Origin of the sequence: Actinomycetospora succinea (assembly GCF_004363095.1) — a bacterium.
Classification (GTDB): Bacteria; Actinomycetota; Actinomycetes; order Mycobacteriales; family Pseudonocardiaceae; genus Actinomycetospora; species Actinomycetospora succinea.
Window position 1 is genome coordinate 579,413 of sequence record NZ_SNYO01000002.1, and the last position, 15,695, is coordinate 595,107.

The 15,695-nt window shown below is 74.8% G+C and carries 14 protein-coding genes; 3 read left to right on the forward strand and 11 right to left on the reverse strand.

The features are described 5' to 3' along the window. The 7 genes from EV188_RS09125 to dacB form a co-directional block, all read right to left on the reverse strand. A complete protein-coding gene (locus EV188_RS09125; RefSeq protein ID WP_133825911.1) occupies positions 1-1,209 on the reverse strand; it encodes an ABC transporter permease in 1,209 nt (402 codons plus the stop codon). Then, positions 1,206-1,937, reverse strand: a complete 732-nt coding sequence (locus EV188_RS09130; RefSeq protein ID WP_133825912.1) for an ABC transporter ATP-binding protein — start codon at positions 1,935-1,937, stop codon at positions 1,206-1,208. The genes EV188_RS09125 and EV188_RS09130 overlap by 4 nt, the downstream gene beginning before the upstream one ends. Next, positions 1,934-3,655 carry an efflux RND transporter periplasmic adaptor subunit gene (locus EV188_RS09135; RefSeq protein WP_133825913.1) on the reverse strand — a complete coding sequence of 574 codons (1,722 nt, stop codon included), beginning with the start codon at positions 3,653-3,655 and terminating at the stop codon, positions 1,934-1,936. Before EV188_RS09135 ends, EV188_RS09130 begins: the two co-directional genes overlap by 4 nt. A 78-nt stretch (positions 3,656-3,733) precedes the next feature. Next, entirely contained in the window at positions 3,734-4,279 is a 546-nt protein-coding gene (gene hpt / locus EV188_RS09140) for a hypoxanthine phosphoribosyltransferase (protein ID WP_133825914.1), read from the reverse strand. Positions 4,280-4,293: 14 nt separating this feature from the next. After that, positions 4,294-5,379: a tRNA lysidine(34) synthetase TilS gene (gene tilS, locus EV188_RS09145; RefSeq protein WP_166659795.1), complete on the reverse strand. Its 1,086-nt coding sequence runs from the start codon at positions 5,377-5,379 to the stop codon at positions 4,294-4,296. Positions 5,380-5,387: 8 nt separating this feature from the next. Next, positions 5,388-6,464 carry a zinc-dependent metalloprotease gene (locus EV188_RS09150; protein WP_133825916.1) on the reverse strand — a complete coding sequence of 359 codons (1,077 nt, stop codon included), beginning with the start codon at positions 6,462-6,464 and terminating at the stop codon, positions 5,388-5,390. 59 nt (positions 6,465-6,523) lie between these two features. After that, positions 6,524-7,990, reverse strand: coding sequence for a D-alanyl-D-alanine carboxypeptidase/D-alanyl-D-alanine endopeptidase (gene dacB / locus EV188_RS09155; RefSeq protein WP_133825917.1), 1,467 nt, complete (start codon positions 7,988-7,990; stop codon positions 6,524-6,526). Between the two features lie 198 nt (positions 7,991-8,188). Here dacB and EV188_RS09160 point away from each other — a divergent pair, with 198 nt between their 5' ends. Next, positions 8,189-8,689 carry an inorganic diphosphatase gene (locus EV188_RS09160; protein WP_133826332.1) on the forward strand — a complete coding sequence of 167 codons (501 nt, stop codon included), beginning with the start codon at positions 8,189-8,191 and terminating at the stop codon, positions 8,687-8,689. 48 nt (positions 8,690-8,737) lie between these two features. Here the strand turns inward: EV188_RS09160 and EV188_RS09165 are convergent, their stop codons facing one another. Then, a complete protein-coding gene (locus tag EV188_RS09165) occupies positions 8,738-11,329 on the reverse strand; it encodes an MFS transporter (protein ID WP_133825918.1) in 2,592 nt (863 codons plus the stop codon). Next, positions 11,326-11,847: a MarR family winged helix-turn-helix transcriptional regulator gene (locus tag EV188_RS09170; protein WP_133825919.1), complete on the reverse strand. Its 522-nt coding sequence runs from the start codon at positions 11,845-11,847 to the stop codon at positions 11,326-11,328. The genes EV188_RS09165 and EV188_RS09170 overlap by 4 nt, the downstream gene beginning before the upstream one ends. 293 nt (positions 11,848-12,140) lie before the next feature. Between EV188_RS09170 and EV188_RS09175 the strand changes: the two genes are divergently transcribed. Together EV188_RS09175 and EV188_RS09180 are read left to right on the forward strand one after the other, a co-directional pair. Beyond that, on the forward strand, positions 12,141-12,920 hold the full coding sequence (locus EV188_RS09175) for an enoyl-CoA hydratase/isomerase family protein (RefSeq protein ID WP_243741569.1): 780 nt from the start codon (positions 12,141-12,143) through the stop codon (positions 12,918-12,920). A gap of 186 nt (positions 12,921-13,106) precedes the next feature. Continuing rightward, positions 13,107-13,973: a hypothetical protein gene (locus EV188_RS09180; protein ID WP_243741570.1), complete on the forward strand. Its 867-nt coding sequence runs from the start codon at positions 13,107-13,109 to the stop codon at positions 13,971-13,973. A gap of 43 nt (positions 13,974-14,016) precedes the next feature. Here EV188_RS09180 and EV188_RS09185 read toward each other — a convergent pair whose 3' ends face one another. After that, positions 14,017-15,228: an acetyl-CoA C-acetyltransferase gene (locus EV188_RS09185; protein ID WP_133825922.1), complete on the reverse strand. Its 1,212-nt coding sequence runs from the start codon at positions 15,226-15,228 to the stop codon at positions 14,017-14,019. A 14-nt stretch (positions 15,229-15,242) separates the two neighbouring features. Next, positions 15,243-15,695, reverse strand: a complete 453-nt coding sequence (locus tag EV188_RS09190) for a MaoC family dehydratase (protein WP_133825923.1) — start codon at positions 15,693-15,695, stop codon at positions 15,243-15,245.

Genomic DNA, 15,695 nt, shown 5'->3' on the forward strand with positions numbered 1-15,695 from the left:
TCACTCACGGCGCAGCGCTTCGATGGGCCGCAGACGCGCGGCGCGGCGGGCGGGATAGGCACCGAAGAAGATGCCGATGGCGGCCGACACGGCGACCGCGGCGACGACGGCGGAGGGCAGCACGACCGGCCGGAAGTCACCGAGCGGCACGAGCGTGCCCGCGTAGCCGACCGCGACGCCGAGCATGCCGCCGACCACGGACAGGATGATCGACTCGACGAGGAACTGGCCGAGGATCGCCGACGGCGGCGCGCCCAGGGCCTTGCGGATGCCGATCTCCCGGGTCCGCTCGGTCACCGACACCAGCATGATGTTCGTGATGCCGATGCCGCCGACCACCAGCGAGATCGCCGCGATGGCCGCCAGCAGCAGCGTGAACGCGCCGAGGGTGTCGTCGAGGACGTCGGCGAGCTGGCGGGCGGACAGCACCTGGTAGTCGCGGTTGTCCGGCTCCTCGATGCCGTGCCGGCGGTCCAGGATCGAGTTGATCTCGCTCTCGGCGGCGGCCTGGGCCTCGGTCGAGCGCGCCTGCACGACGATCTGGCTGAGGTCGCCGAACCCGGTCAGCGAGCCCTGCACCGCCGTGATCGGCGCGAGCACGTTCTCGTCGGGGTTCGACAGGCCCTGCCCCTGGCCGGCGGGCGCGAGCGTGCCGATGACGTCGAACGGCACCCCGCGCACCAGCACGTCCCGGCCGACGGGGTCCGAGCCGACGCCGAAGAGGTCGTCGGCGACCGTGCGGCCGAGCAGGATGACCTTGCGCCCCGCCTCGACGTCCGCGTCGGTGTAGGCGCGGCCGGTGCCGATCTGGACGTTGGCGCCCGGGAAGTAGGTCGGGGTGCTGCCCACGACCGTGGCGTCGGTGCGCGAGCGTCCCGCGTCGACCGAGGCCGACAGCTGCGCCACCGGCGAGACCGACGCGACGTCCGGGGCTCCCTGCGGGTCGGCGAGGGCGCGCACGTCGCCGGTGGTCAGCGGGCGCCCGCTGGTACCGGCGCTCTCGGGGGGCTGGCGCGGCAGGATCGTGATGCTGTTGGCGCCCAGGCCCGCGATCTGGCCCTGGATGTACTGCGACGCCCCGTTGCCCAGCGCCGTGAGCAGGATGACCGCCGCGATGCCGATGATGATCCCGAGCATCGTCAGCAGCGAGCGCAGCCGGTTCGCGACGAGGCCGCGGACCGCGAAGCGGACGATCTCGACGACGCTCACCGGCGGGCCGTCTCCGAGAGGCGCCCGTCGCTGACCACCACGACCCGCTCCGCGCGGGCGGCGACCTCGTCGTCGTGGGTGATCAGCACGATCGTCCGGCCGCTCGCGTGCAGGCGGTCGAACAGGGCGAGCGCGTCGGCGGTGCTCCGGGAGTCGAGGTTGCCGGTGGGCTCGTCGGCGAGCAGCAGGGCCGGGCCGGTGACGAGGGCGCGCGCGACGGCGACGCGCTGCTGCTGGCCGCCGGAGAGCTGGTTGGGGCGGTGGTCCTCGCGGCCCTGCAGCCCGACGAGCGCGAGCGCGGCCATCGCCCGGTCCCGGCGGACCCGCCGGCCGACCCCCGCGTAGACCAGCGGCAGCTCGACGTTCGCGAGCGCCGTGGTGCGCGGGATGAGGTTGAACGCCTGGAACACGAACCCGATCTGCCGGTTGCGCAGGACGGCCTGCTGGCGCTCGTCGAGGTACGCGACGTCGAGGCCCTCGAGCAGGTAGCGCCCGGAGGTCGGGGCGTCGAGGCAGCCGAGCATGTTGAGCAGCGTCGACTTGCCGGATCCCGACTGGCCGATCACCGCCACGTACTCGCCGCGCCGCACGGTCAGGTCGACGTCGCGCAGCGCGTGGACCGCCGTCTCGCCCGCGCCGTAGACCTTCGAGAGCTTCCGGACGTCGAGGACGTGCTCGACCCCGTTGATGGGTCCGGCTCCGCTGCGCTCCGCGTCCCGCCCGGTCATCCTCCGCCGCCGCCCTGACCGCCCTGGGTGCTCGGCGGCGGCCCCTGGCCGGGACCGAACGGGTTGCTCGTGTCGGGATCGGGCAGCACGACGAGCTCGCCCGGCGCGAGACCGGAGCGGACCTCGGTGAGCGTGTCGGAGCTCAGGCCCAGGCCCACGGTGCGCGGCTGCGGGGCGCCGTCGGGCCCGAGCACCTGGACCGTGCCCTCCCGCGCGCCCTCGCCGCCGATCGGGGTGACCGCCACCGACGGCAGGAACGCGACGTTCGGCGACTGCGCCACGGTGACCGCGATGCTCGCCGACATCCCGGGCCGCAGGTTCGGCGGCGGCCCGGTGAGCGTGACGACCGTGCCGTACTGCACCGACGTGCCGGCGCCGGGCAGGAGGTCGATCGCGGTGACCGTGCCCGGCAGCGCCTGACCCGGCAGCGCGTTCACGGATACCTCGACCGGCTGGCCGACCAGGAGCCGCCCGACGTCGAGCTCGGGGACGTCGGCGCGGATCTGCAGGGAGGTGAGGTCGAGGACGGTCATCGCGGCCGGCGTGCTCGGCGACCCGGTGACCGAGGACCCGCCACCCCCGGTGGCCCCGCCGCCCCCGGCATTGCTGGCCCCGGAGGCCCCGGCCGACGCCGCGCCGGCCGCGGCGCCGGTGCCCCCGGCCGTGCCGTCGGGCAGCGTGCCGCCGGTCGGGTTGCCCGACGACGTCGAGCTCGTCGTCGTGCCGCCGGCCGGGACGAGCTGGCCGGGCCCGATGTCGAGGCTGACGACCGTGCCGTCCTGCGGCGAGGAGAGCTCGAGGTCGTCGGCGGACTGCTCGGCCTGCACCACCTGCGCCTCGGCCTGGGCCAGCGCCGCCTCCGCGGACGCCACCTGACCCTCGGGCGTCGTGGCGGCGGCACCGCCACCGCCGGCCGCACCGCCGGCCCCGGCGCCGGACGAGCTGCCCGACGAGGCGCCGGCGCCGGGGGTCGGTGTCGGCGTGGGGGCCGGTGCGGCCGCGGCCTTCGGGTCGGCAGCGGGCATGCTGCGCAGCCCGTTGACGCCGACGAGGGGCTGCGATCGCTGCTGGGGGGCGGCCGGCGCCGGCGCCTGCGGGCCACCGGCGCCGCCGGCACCGCCCTGCCCGCCGTGGCCACCGTTGCCGCCGATGAGGCCGGGACCGCCCTGTCCGCCGGTGCCCCCGGCGCCGCCGGCACCGCCCGCGCCGGCCGGAGCGGGTGCCGGGGCGGGCGCGGGTGCGGGTGCCACAGCGCCCGGAGCCGCCGCGCCGGCCGCCGGGGCCGCCGGCTGCTGCGCCGCGGGTGCGGGCGCCGCCGCGCTGGTCGTCGGGTTGTCGCGCGCCGCGCGGGCGTCGCGGAGCTGCTGGCGCGCGGAGTCGCGCTGGGCGCGGGCGGCCTCGAGGTTGGCCTCGGCGTACTCGGGGTCGAGGGTGGCGACGACCTCGCCCGCCTCGACGCGGTCGCCGACCGCGACGCGCACGTCCTCGACGCGCCCGCCGGCCGCGAAGTTCAGGGTGGAGCTGCGAGCGCTGGTGACCGCGCCGGACGCGGTGACGGTCTCGGCGACCGTGCCCCGGCCGACCGGCGTGGTCCGCAGACCCGCGTCGTCGGAGCCGCCGCTCGCCGTGAGCGCGACGACCGTGCCGCCCGCGGCCAGGAGCACCACGAGAGCAATGGCCCCGTTGACGAGCCACAGAGAGCGACGCGCACCCGCCATGTGGCGGACGGTATCCACCCGTCGCCGGAGACCCTCGGCCGGGGTCCCTCCGACTGAGTGATCGTTCAGCGACCTCGCTCAGGCGTAGACGCGCGGGTCCAGCGTGCCGATGTAGGGCAGGTCCCGGTAGCGCTCGGCGTAGTCGAGGCCGAAGCCGACGACGAACTCGTTCGGGATGTCGAAGCCCACGTACGCGACGTCCACGTCGAGCTTGGCGGCCTCCGGCTTGCGCAGGAGCGTCACGACGTCGAGGGAGGCCGGCCCGCGCGACTCGAGGTTCTTGCGCAGCCACGAGAGCGTGAGCCCGGAGTCGATGATGTCCTCGACGATCAGGACGCGGCGCCCGGAGATGTCGCGGTCGAGGTCCTTGAGGATGCGCACGACCCCCGAGGACGACGTCGAGGACCCGTACGAGCTGACCGCCATGAACTCGAGCTGCGTCGGCATCGGCAGCCGACGGGCGAGGTCCGTCATGAACATCACGGCGCCCTTGAGGACGCCGACGAGGACGAGATCCGAGTCGTCGTCGCCGTACTTCGCGCCGATCTCCTCGGCGAGCTCGGCGATCTTGTCCTGGATCTGCTCCTCGGTGATCAGTACCGACGCGATGTCGCCGTCGTACACCGTTGTCGAGCTCCTCACCGGATCGGGGACGGCCCGGCGGGACGGGCCGGGGCCCTCTGGTCGTTGCGGGGGCCCACGAGCACCCGGAGCCTGCCACGGTCCCGCACCACCACCAACTCGCCGGGGAGGGGTGGCACCCCCTGCCCGCGCCACTGGGCGACGACGCTGTCCACAGCACGAACATGGGCGTCGGAGAGCTCCCGGGCCCCCGCGGCGGTCAGCCAGGCGCGCAGCACCCGCCGGCGCACGGCCGGCGGATCCCCGGCGAGGACCACCGCGTCGAGCGACCCGTCGGCGTCGGTGAGCACCTCCAGACGGCCCTCGGCCAGCGCGGAGAGCGCCGCGTCGTCGTCGGCGAGCTGGGCCGCCGTGCGCGCGAGGGCGGGTGCGACACCGCCGCCGAGCGCGTCCTCGAGCACCGGCAGGACCTCGTGGCGCAGGCGCACGCGGGCGTAACGCGGATCGGCGTTGTGAGGGTCGTCCCACACCGCGAGTCCGAGCGCCGCGCACGCCGCCCGGGTCGTCGCCCGCCGCACCCCGAGCAGCGGGCGGCACCACGGCGGGTCCCAGCACGCCATGCCCGCGAGCGAGCGCGCCCCCGAGCCGCGGCCGAGCCCGAGCAGCACCGTCTCCGCCTGGTCGTCGAGCGTGTGCCCGAGCAGCACCGGCGCGCCGCCATGGGCCCCCGACGCCGTCCGCAGCGCCGCGTACCGGGCCGAGCGCGCGGCCGCCTCGGGCCCGCCCGCGGTCCCGACCCCGACGGCGACGACCTCGGCGCTCGTCACACCGAGCCCGCGCAGCTGCTCCGCCACCCGCTGCGCGCGCTCCGCGGAGCCGTCCTGCAGGCGGTGGTCGACGACGACCGCGTGCACCTCACCGGGCGCGACGTGCACCGTCGCCGCGGCGAGCGCGAGGGAGTCCGCGCCGCCGGAGCACGCGACGATCACCGCGTCGCCGCCCTCACCGCCGCTCCCGTGACGAACGAACGGCGCTGTCGCTGCCTCGGAAGCAGCGAAAGCTCCGTTCGTTCCCTCGGGGCGAGCCTCCAACGCCTCGCGCACCGCGCGCCGGACCTCGGCGACCGGTTCCGGCGCGCGCACCGCGGTCCTCAGCCGTGGACGCGGGCGAGCCAGGCGTCCGGGTCGGTGATCTCGGCGCGCAGGGGCAGGGTGTCCGGCGACGTCCACACCGCGTTGAGCCCGTCGAGGCCGACGCGGGCGACGACGTGGTCGACGAACACGCGGCCCTGCTCGTACTGGCGGATCTTCGCGTCGACGCCGAGCAGTGTGCGCAGGAGCCGGTCGACGAGGCTCCCGCCGCGACGGCGGTGGGTGAAGCGCGCCCGGATCGTCGCGACCGACGGCACGACGCCCGGCCCGACCTCGTCCATGACGTGCTCGGCGTGGCCCTCGAGCAGGGTGGTCAGGGCGAGCAGGCGGTCGAGGACGGCGCGCTGCTCGGGGCCCTGGAACATCTCGACCAGCGCCATCCCGTCACGCGGCGGCTCCCGGCGGATCGCCTTGAGGATCTCGGGGAGGCGGTCGACGGTCCCGGAGGCGGACCGGTCGAACCCACCGGCGAAGGCCGCGACCTCGCTCTGGAAGTGGTCGCGCAGCCAGTCGACGGCGGTGAACTGCAGCCGGTGGGTGGCCTCGTGCAGGCACACCCAGAGCGCGAAGTCGTCGCCGTCGACGTCGAGCGCCTGGCGCGCGGCGACGACGTTGGGCGCCACGAGCAGCAGGCGACCGGCCTGCTCCGGGCCCCCGAACGGGTCGTACTGCCCGAGCACCCGGCTGCCGAGGAACGCCAGCAGCGTGCCCATCTGCAGCCCGGCCGCCGAGCGCGTCACGCGCCCGACCGTGCTCCCGACGATCCCGTCGGGCGGCCCGGGCAGCGGTGCGTCGGCCAGCAGCGCGGAGATGCCGTCCACGGCGGAGCGGATCCACCCGGGACGGTCGACGACGTCGGCCTCGGGGACCGGCAGCCCGGCGCCCATCCCGGTGAGCGCGCGGACGTGCTGCTCGGAGATCCGGGCGCCGTCGCGCAGGCGGGCCACCTCGGCGGCGGCCTCCGCGGGCGAGACCACGGGCCCCGCGGGCACTAGGCGCGTGCCGGTGGCGATCGCGAGGTCCCGGTCGACGGGCAGCCCCGTGCCGCGGGGCGCGGAGGTCAGGTCGACGGACACCGCTCCACCGTACGTCGCGGGCGACGGAGGCTGCGGAGCTCGACCCGGGAGGGCCGGCCTCAGCGGCACCCGCAGTCGTGCAGCGCCGCCGCCAGGGCGTCGAGCTTCGGGCGGGCCGTGCCCGGGTCGACGCCGTTGCTCATGAACGAGAAGACGAGCGTCCGGCCGTCGGCGGTCTCGACCACGCCGGCGAGCGCGTTCGCGGCCGTCAGCGTCCCGGTCTTCGCCCGCACCCAGCCCCGGCCGTCGGCGCTGGGGGTGCCGGCGGCGTAGCGCTCGGCGAGGGTGCCACCCCCGCCCGCGACGGGCAGCCCGTCGAGCAGGGGGCGCAGGGCGGCGGTGCGCGGGTCGGTGCCGGTCGGGGCGGCGGCGGGCGCGAGCACCCCGGACAGCGCGGTGGCGGGGACGCGGTCGTTCACCGAGAGCCCGCTGGTGTCGGCGAGCGTGACGCCGGTGGTGTTGATCTGGGCCTCGCCCAGCACACGGGTGACCGCCCGCGCGGCGCCGTCGAACGTCGTGGGCTCCCCGACGGCACGCGCGACCTCGCGGCCGAGGGCCTCGGCGAGCACGTTGTCGGAGTTCTGCAGCGCCGTGCGGACCAGCTCGGTGACCGGCGGCGACTGCACCTGGCCCAGTACCGGCGCGTTCGGCGGCGCGACACCGACGGCGACGGTCGGCGCGGCGCCGCCCGGGTCGAGGCGGGCGCCGAGCTCGCGGGCGGCGTCCGAGGCCGGCGTGGCGGTGCGGGGCACGTCGAGGAGGGTCGGGTCGCTGCGCCCGCCGTCGAGCATCACCGGCACGATCGGCGCGACGAAGCCGCTGGCGACGTCGGTGGGGTCCCAGCCGGGGGCGACGCCGTTGCCGCCGCCGTTCTCGTAGTGCGAGACGTCGACGAGCACCCGCGTGACCGGCGGCTGACCGGCCCGCGAGGCGTTGACGGCGGCGACGAGGTCGTCGAGCCGGGCGGCGTCGGGGTAGACGGTCTGGCGCCCGGCGGGCAGCGACGACAGCGTCGGGTCGCCGCCGCCGACGAGCACGATCGTGTCCGGGGTCGGGCCGGCGACGACCGACGTCGTCAGGCGCATCGTCGGGTCGAGCCGCAGCAGGGCCGCCGAGCTGGTGAGCAGCTTGGTCACCGACGCCGGCACCTGGGGGTCGTCGGGGCGGCGGCTCCAGAGCGCGGTGCCGGTGGCCGGGTCGAGGACGGCGCCGGTGAGGTCGCCGAGCGCCGCGGCGCGCGCGTCGAGCGTCGACGCGAGGCCGGCCTGCGTCGGCACCGGGGCGTCGGCACCCACCGCCGCGAGCCGGAGCTGCGGGGTCGACGGGTCGGGCGGGTCGGCGGCCTCGCCGCCGAGCAGCGACACGGGCAGGCCCACGGTGCGGGCGAACGAGGGCGTCGTCAGCGTCACGCCGACGACGAGGCCGGCGAGCAGCGCCAGCACCACCGCGACGCCGAGGAGACGCAGACCCCACCGGCGAACAGCGGATGGCGCGTCGGGGACCGCGCGGTGTCCTTCGCCGCTCACGACCCCGCACCCCTCCTCACCTGCAGTTCACCTCACCCGGACGAGAGCCGGGTCACCCGGTGGTGTGCCGGGTCACCCGGGCCGGTGCCCCACACTAGAGAAGGGCGAGGACCTTCGGCCGACCCACGGGGCGGTCCGCCCGAGCACTCGCGGCCGACGGACACGGACGACCGAGCACAGGGAGCGGTGAACGACACCGTGGAGTTCGACGTACTGATCGAGATCCCCAAGGGGGTCCGCAACAAGTACGAGATGGACAAGACCTCCGGCCGCCTGCGGCTGGACCGGACCTTGTTCACGGCCACGCAGTACCCGGCCGACTACGGCTACATCGAGGAGACGCTCGGCCAGGACGGCGACCCGCTCGACGCGCTGGTCCTCATCCAGGAGCCGACGTTCCCGGGCTGCCTCGTCTCGGCGCGCGCGATCGGCATGTTCCGCATGACCGACGAGGCCGGCGGCGACGACAAGGTGCTCTGCGTGCCGGCGGGCGACCCCCGCCAGGAGCACCTGCGCGACATCCACCACCTCTCCGAGTACGACCGCCTCGAGATCCAGCACTTCTTCGAGGTCTACAAGGACCTCGAGCCCGGCAAGAGCGTCGAGGGCGCCTCGTGGGTCGGGCGTGCGGACGCCGAGGCCGAGATCCAGGCGTCGCTGAAGCGCGCCGGGGACCTCAAGAACGCCACCGTCGGCTAGGACGTCCGCCGGCCGCCGGGACCCCTCGGTTCCGGCGGCCGTACGGCCTCAGCGCGCCGTGCGGGTGAGGTCGGCGTCTTCCCTGCGCTCCTCGTGGCGCCCCGGCGCCGTGGCCGGGCTCGGCGGCGTCACCGTCAGGTCGACGCCCGGCGTGCCGCTGCCGTCGACGACGACCTGCGTGCTGACCGGCGCGAACCCGCTCGCGGTGAGCATGTGCCGGCCCGGCGCGAGGTCGTCGAAGCGGAACCGGCCGTCGGGCCCCGTGACGGCCGAGGCCACCACGGCACCGTCGCGGCCGACGAGCACCACCAGCGACTCCGGCACCGGCGCCCCGCCCGCGGCGCGGACCACGCCGGCGAGCGAGTAGCGCGCCGCCGGCACCGTGACGTCGGCGCGGGCGCCCTCGTCGCCGACCTCGACGCGCGTGGCGTGCGGCGCCCGGCCGGTCGCGAGGACGGTGAGCGTGTAGCCGCCGGGCTGGATCTCCCCGGCGTCCCAGAGGCCGTCGGCGTCGCTGCGGCGGACGCCGACCACCCCGCCCGCCCCGTCGGTGACGGTCACCGTGGCGCCGCCCACGGGCGTCCCGTCGACCTCGGTGATGCGCCCGACCAGCGTGGCGACGCGGGCCAGCGCGACGTCGCGGCGCACGGGCACGCCGTCGACGGTGACGAGCTCGGCGAACGGCCGCCGGCGCGGGGACGCGGCGATGAGCACGTAGGTGCCGGAGGCGGGGGCGACGAGGGTGTAGTCGCCGTGGTCGCCGAGACCCGTGCGCTGCACCGGGGCGCCGTCGAGCCCGTGCAGGGAGACCGTCACCTCGTCCTGCGCGGTGACCGGGCTGCCGCCCGTGCCGGTGATCCGGCCGCGGACGGTGGGGCCGGTCGGTGGTGCCGCGTGCGCGGGCTGCGCGGTGTCCGGGGGACCCCAGTCGGCGGCGGCCACGGGTGCCGCCGAGGCCGGCGCGTTCAGTGCGGCGGCGTCGCTCGCCGCGCTCTCGGCGTCGCGGGCCTGGATGCCTGACTGCGTGCGCAGCGGGACCTCGCGCAGGAACAGCACCAGCACGAACCCGACGGCGATCACGCAGCCGGCGATGAGGAACACGAGGTTCATCGCGTTCGAGAACCCGACCAGGTACGGCTCGGCCAGGCGCGGGTCCATCCGCTGCAGGACCGACGAGTCCTGGGCGACCTGCGCCGCCCCGGTGACCGGGTCGAACGCGACCTGGTTGGCCGGGTTCGCCAGCGCTGCGGGGTCGGTCAGGGCCGCGCGGAACCCCGGGGTCGGGGCGATGGCGGCGAAGGCGTCGCGGATGTCGTCGCCGACGGTGGAGAAGAGCACCGAGAGGAAGACGGCGACGCCGAGCGTGCCGCCCATCTGCCGGAAGAAGGTCGCCGACGCCGTCGCGACGCCCATGTCCTTGGCCGGGACGGCATTCTGCACCGCGAGCACGAGGGTCTGCATGCAGTTCCCGAGCCCGAGGCCGAACACGACCATCAGCAGCGCGATCTCCCAGTACGGGGTGTCGGCGTGCAGCCGGAAGTGGAACAGCAGCATGCCGACGGTCATCAGGAACAGGCCGATCACCGGGAAGATCTTGTAGCGGCCCGTCCGGCTGGTCAGCTGACCGGAGACGATCGAGGCGACCATGATCCCGCCGACCAGCGGGATCATCTGGAGGCCGGCCTGCGTCGGGTCGGCGCCGGTGACGATCTGCAGGTACTGCGGGACGATCGCGATACCGCCGAACATCCCGATGCCGGTGATGATCGCGATGATCGAGGTCAGGCTGAACACGCCGTTGCGGAACAGGCGCAGCGGCAGCAGCGCGTCGTCGCCGTACGCCCGCTCGGCGAGGTAGAAGGCGACGAGGCCGACGGCGCCGACGGCGTAGCAGACGATCGCCGAGGTGGAGTCCCAGCCCCACTCGCGGCCCTGCTCGGCGACGATCAGCAGCGGCACCAGGGCGACGGCCAGCGCGGCGGCGCCGGGGAAGTCGAGCCGGTGCTCACGGCGGGTGTGGGGCAAGCGCAGCACGTTCCAGACGACGAGGAACGCGATGGCGCCGATCGGGACGTTGACGAGGAAGACCCAGCGCCACCCGGTGATGCCGAGGATCTCGTCCTGACCGGCCAGGAAGCCGCCGACGACCGGGCCGATGACGCTCGACGTGCCGAACACCGCGAGGAAGAAGCCCTGGTAGCGGGCACGTTCGCGCGGCGGGACGATGTCGCCGATGATCGTCAGGGCCAGCGACATGAGACCGCCGGCGCCGAGGCCCTGCACGGCGCGGAAGGCCGCGAGCTCGTACATCGACGTCGAGATCGTGCACAGCACCGAGCCGACGACGAACAGCGCGATCGCGATGAGGAAGAAAGGTCGGCGCCCGTAGAGGTCGGAGAGCTTGCCGTAGAGCGGCGTCGTGATCGTCGCGGTGATCAGGTACGCGGTGGTCGCCCACGCCTGGAGGTTCAGGCCCTGCAGGTCGTCGGCGATGGTGCGGATCGACGTCGAGACGATGTTCTGGTCCAGCGCGGCCAGGAACATGCCGAGCATCAGCCCGCTCAGGATCACCAGGATCTGGCGGTGGGTGAAGCCGGAGCTGCTGGTGGTGGGGGGCGCCGCGGTGGCGGGCGTGCTCATGAGGCCTCCTGGCCGCGCACGGCGGCCGACGGCGGGGTGGGGGCGTGGTGGTCCTCGAGGTCGCCGGCCAGCTGCTCGAGCAGTTCGACGAGGCGGACGCGGTCGGCCTCGTCCCAGTACTCGGTCATGGCGCCGATCTCGCGGTTGCGGCGGTCGCGGTTGGCGTGGAACACGCGCAGGCCCTCGTCGGTGGGCGCCAGCAGGGTCGCGCGGCCGTCCTCGGGATCGGGGCGGCGCTCGACCAGCCCGGCGCGGACCAGGCCGGCGACCTGCCGGCTGACCGTGGAGGGGTCCGAGTGCACGGACTCGGCGAGCGCGTTCGACCGGCGCGGGCCCTCGAGCACGAGGCGGGCGAGCAGCACGTACGCGGCGCGCTCGACCCCGTCGGGGCCGACGGACTTCCCGGCCTTCGCCCGCTCGACCGCGCGCATGACGCGGATGAGCTGGTGCCCGAGGCGGTCGGACACGAGCCAGCGGTCGTCCACCCCCGGGGGCGCCGGGAGCCGGGGTGATTCCATTGCATGCTCCGTACAATCGGTTGCTGCGTACAAGCATGCGCCCGCGACAGCAACGAACGCCAGCCGGGTCCCCCCGACGAGCACGTCACACTCGCCGGGTCACCCGCCCGGGGTCCGCGCCGGTCCTTGCTGTTCTGAGCGAAGGGCACCTTGGCTCGGATAGACGGGCGGCGGGCGCCCCTCGCCGGAACGCCGAGCGCAAGATCTGGATGCGTGGAGCGTGCGCTCCGCTGAGCGGAACGATCGCTCCACGAACACAGATCTCCGTCCCGCGAGCCCTACGGTGTCGGGTCGTGGAGAGCGAGCGCGTCACCTACGAGCGCGACGGGCACGTCGCGACGATCACCTACTCCCGCCCGGAGAAGCTCAACGCCATCGACGGGGCGATGCGCGCCGGGCTCAACGAGGCGTTCGACGAGTTCCGCGCCGACGACGAGGCGTGGGTCGGGATCGTGACCGGCGAGGGGCGCGCGTTCTGCGTCGGCGCGGACGCCCGCGGCGAGGGCAACCCGGCCGGCGACTTCCCCGGCTCGTTCTGGGAGCGCCCGACCGTGAACTCCTTCGAGAGCGGCTGGGAGATCTACAAGCCGGTGATCGCCGCGGTGAACGGGCACTGTCTGGGCTACGGGCTGACGCTCGTGACCTGGTGCGACCTGGTCATCGCCAGCGAGAACGCCACGTTCGGCTTCCCCGAGGTCCGGCTCGGCATCCCGACGATCGTCGGCGCGATCCGCCTGCCGCAGCGCATCGGCTGGCAGCCGGCGATGGAGCTGCTGCTGACCGGCGAGCGGGTCGACGCCGAGCGGGCGCGCGAGATGGGCCTGGTCTCGCGGGTCGTGGCGCACGACGACCTCATGCCCGAGGCCCGCGCGCTGGCCGACCGTCTGCTCGCCGGCGCACCGTTGGCCCAGCGCGCCATCAAGGAGATGGCGCGCCGGGCCCCGGACCTCGGCCAGACCGAGGCGATCCGGTTCGGCGAGACCATGCGCCGCGTCGCCGGAGCGACCGAAGACGCCGCCGAAGGCGCGGCGGCCGCGCGGGAGAAGCGCGAGCCCCGCTGGCAGGGCAAGTGAGGTGCGCTGCGCGCAGGTGAGCAGTTTGGACGGCTATAGCCGTCCAAACTGCTCACCTGCCGAAGGCACCGGATCCGGCGGGCCGGGCGCTGCGTCGAACCCGGTATGGAGGATCCCGAGGACTGGGTGCGTCTCGTGCGGGCGCAGGACGGCCTAGTGACGCGTCGGCAGGCACACGAGCACGGAGTGACAGACCACCAGATCGCCGCGCACATCGCCGGTGGTCGCTGGAACCTGCGCAAGCCCGGCGTGCTGGCGACGTTCACCGGCCCGCTGACGCCCGCGGCGCGGAGGCGGGCGGCGCTGCTGTTCGTGCCCGGGCCAGCGGCTCTGAGTCACGCGTCGGCCGCTGCGGTGCTGGGCCTGCGGCGTGAGGACGAGACGGGGCCGGTGCACGTCGCCGTGCCCTACGGCTCGTCGGCCCGGGGATGCGACGGGGTGGTGATCCACCGGTCCCGCGCCTTCGGTCACATCGTCGTCGACGACGACCCGCCACTCGTGAGCAAGGCGCACACCATCGTCGACCTCGCCGTCGAGGCCTCTTCGGCGCGGCAGGCGATGCGCACCTTCACCGCCCTGGCCGCGGGCCACCGGGTGGCCGCCGAGGACCTCGAGAAGGCCATCGAGCTCCGCCGTCCCCGTCGCTACCGGCGCCCGCTCCGCGATGCGGTCGCGCTCCTGCGCGACGGTGTCGGGTCGATCCTCGAGACGGACTGGGCGCTCGACGTCGAGCGGGCGCACGGACTCCCGGCACCGACGAGACAGTTCCCCGTCATCGTGGAGGGACGGTGGCGCTTCGAGGACCTCCTCTATGCGCTGCCGCTCGGCGTCCTGGTGGTCCGTCTCGACGGGTGGCGCGCCCACGCGGACAGCCGCACGGCGCGGATCGACCGCGCCCGCGACAACGCCGCCGAGCTCGCCCACCGTGCTCGCATGGTGTTCGGCTGGGAGGAGGTCCACCACGAGCCGTGCACCACGACGGCGCTCGTCGCCGTGCGGATGCGCGAGCTCGGCTGGGACGGCGAGGTCCAGCGGTGCACGAGGTGCTCGTGAGCAGTATGGACGGCGATAGCCGTCCATACTGCTCACCTGCGCGTCAGCGCACCCGCTCGAACACCGCCGCGAGGCCCTGGCCGCCGCCGATGCACATCGTCTCGAGGCCGTAGCGCGCCTCGCGGCGGTCCATCTCGCGCACCATCGTCGTCAGGATCCGCACCCCCGTGGCGCCGACCGGGTGCCCCAGGCTGATGCCCGAGCCGTTCGGGTTCACGCGCTCGTCGGTGACGAGGTCGATCCCCCACTCCCGGCCGACCCCGAGCGCCTGGGCGGCGAACGCCTCGTTCAGCTCGATGATGTCCAGGTCGGCCAGCGTCAGGCCCGCCCGCGACAGAGCAGCTTCGGAAGCCGGCACCGGCCCGATCCCCATCACCTCGGGCCCCACACCCGCCAGGCCCCACGACACCAGCCGCGCCAGGGGCAGCAGCCCGAGCTCCGCGGCCTTCTCCGGCGTCGTCACGATGCACACCGCGGCGCCGTCGTTCTGCCCCGAGGCGTTGCCCGCCGTGACCGTCGCGTCCGGGTCCTGCTTGCCCATGATCGGGCGCAGCTTCTCCAGCGACTCCAGCGACGCGTCCGGGCGGATGTGCTCGTCGGCGTCGACGATCGTGTCCGACTTGCGCCCCGGCACCGTCACCGGCACCAGCTCGTCGGCGAACCGGCCGTCCTTGACCGCCGCGGTCGCCTTCTCGTGCGAGCGCACCGCGAGGCGGTCCTGCTCCTCGCGGCCGATCGAGTACCGCTGGCGCACGTTCTCGGCGGTCTCGATCATCCCGCCCCACACCGGGTGGTTCCGCCCGCCGGCGTGCACACGCCCTTCGGCGAGAGCGTCCTTCATCGAGAACCCACCGGCCTTGGTCCCCCACCGGGGCGCCTGGCTGTAGTAGGTCGCGCCGGACATCGACTCCGCGCCCCCGGCGAGCACCAGCGACGCCCCGCCGGTCTGCACCGCCATCGCCGCGTAGAGCACCGCCTGCAGCCCCGACCCGCAGCGCCGGTCCACCTGGATGCCCGGCACCGTCACCTCGAGGCCCGCGTCCAGCGCCGCCACGCGGCCGATCGCCGGCGCGTCCATCGTCGGGTAGCAGTGCCCGAACGCGACGTCGTCGACGTCCTCGGCGTTCAGACCGGTCCGCGCCACGAGCTCGCGGATCACCGTCGCCCCCAGTTCCTGGGGCGCCACGTCGCGCAGCGCACCCCCGAACCCGCCCACCGGCGTCCGCAGGGGCTCACAGATCACCGCATCGACCACGGCAAGGACCTCCTCTAGAGCGCGTACCGCAGGATGACCTCGGCGACGCACGCCGGCTTGGGCCACCCCTCGATCTCCACCGTCCCCCCGATGGTGGCCTGCACACCGTTCGGCACGTCGGTGACGTCCACCAGGCGGCAGTGACCTCGCACACGGCTGGGCACGGGGACGGGCGCCGGGAACCGCACCTTGTTCAGGCCGTAGTTCACGGTCATCGACACCCCCTTCACCTCGAAGGTGTCCCAGCCGAACTTCGGCATGAGGGCGACGGTGAGGAAGCCGTGCGCGACGGTCTTCCCGAACGGGCCCTGCGCGGCGGCCTCGGGGTCGACGTGGATCCACTGATGGTCGTCGGTGGCGTCGGCGAAGATGTCGACGCGGTGCTGGTCGACGGTGACCCACTCGCTCGTGCCGAGATCCTCCCCCACGGCAGCCCGCAGCTCATCGACGTCGGCGAACACACGCAT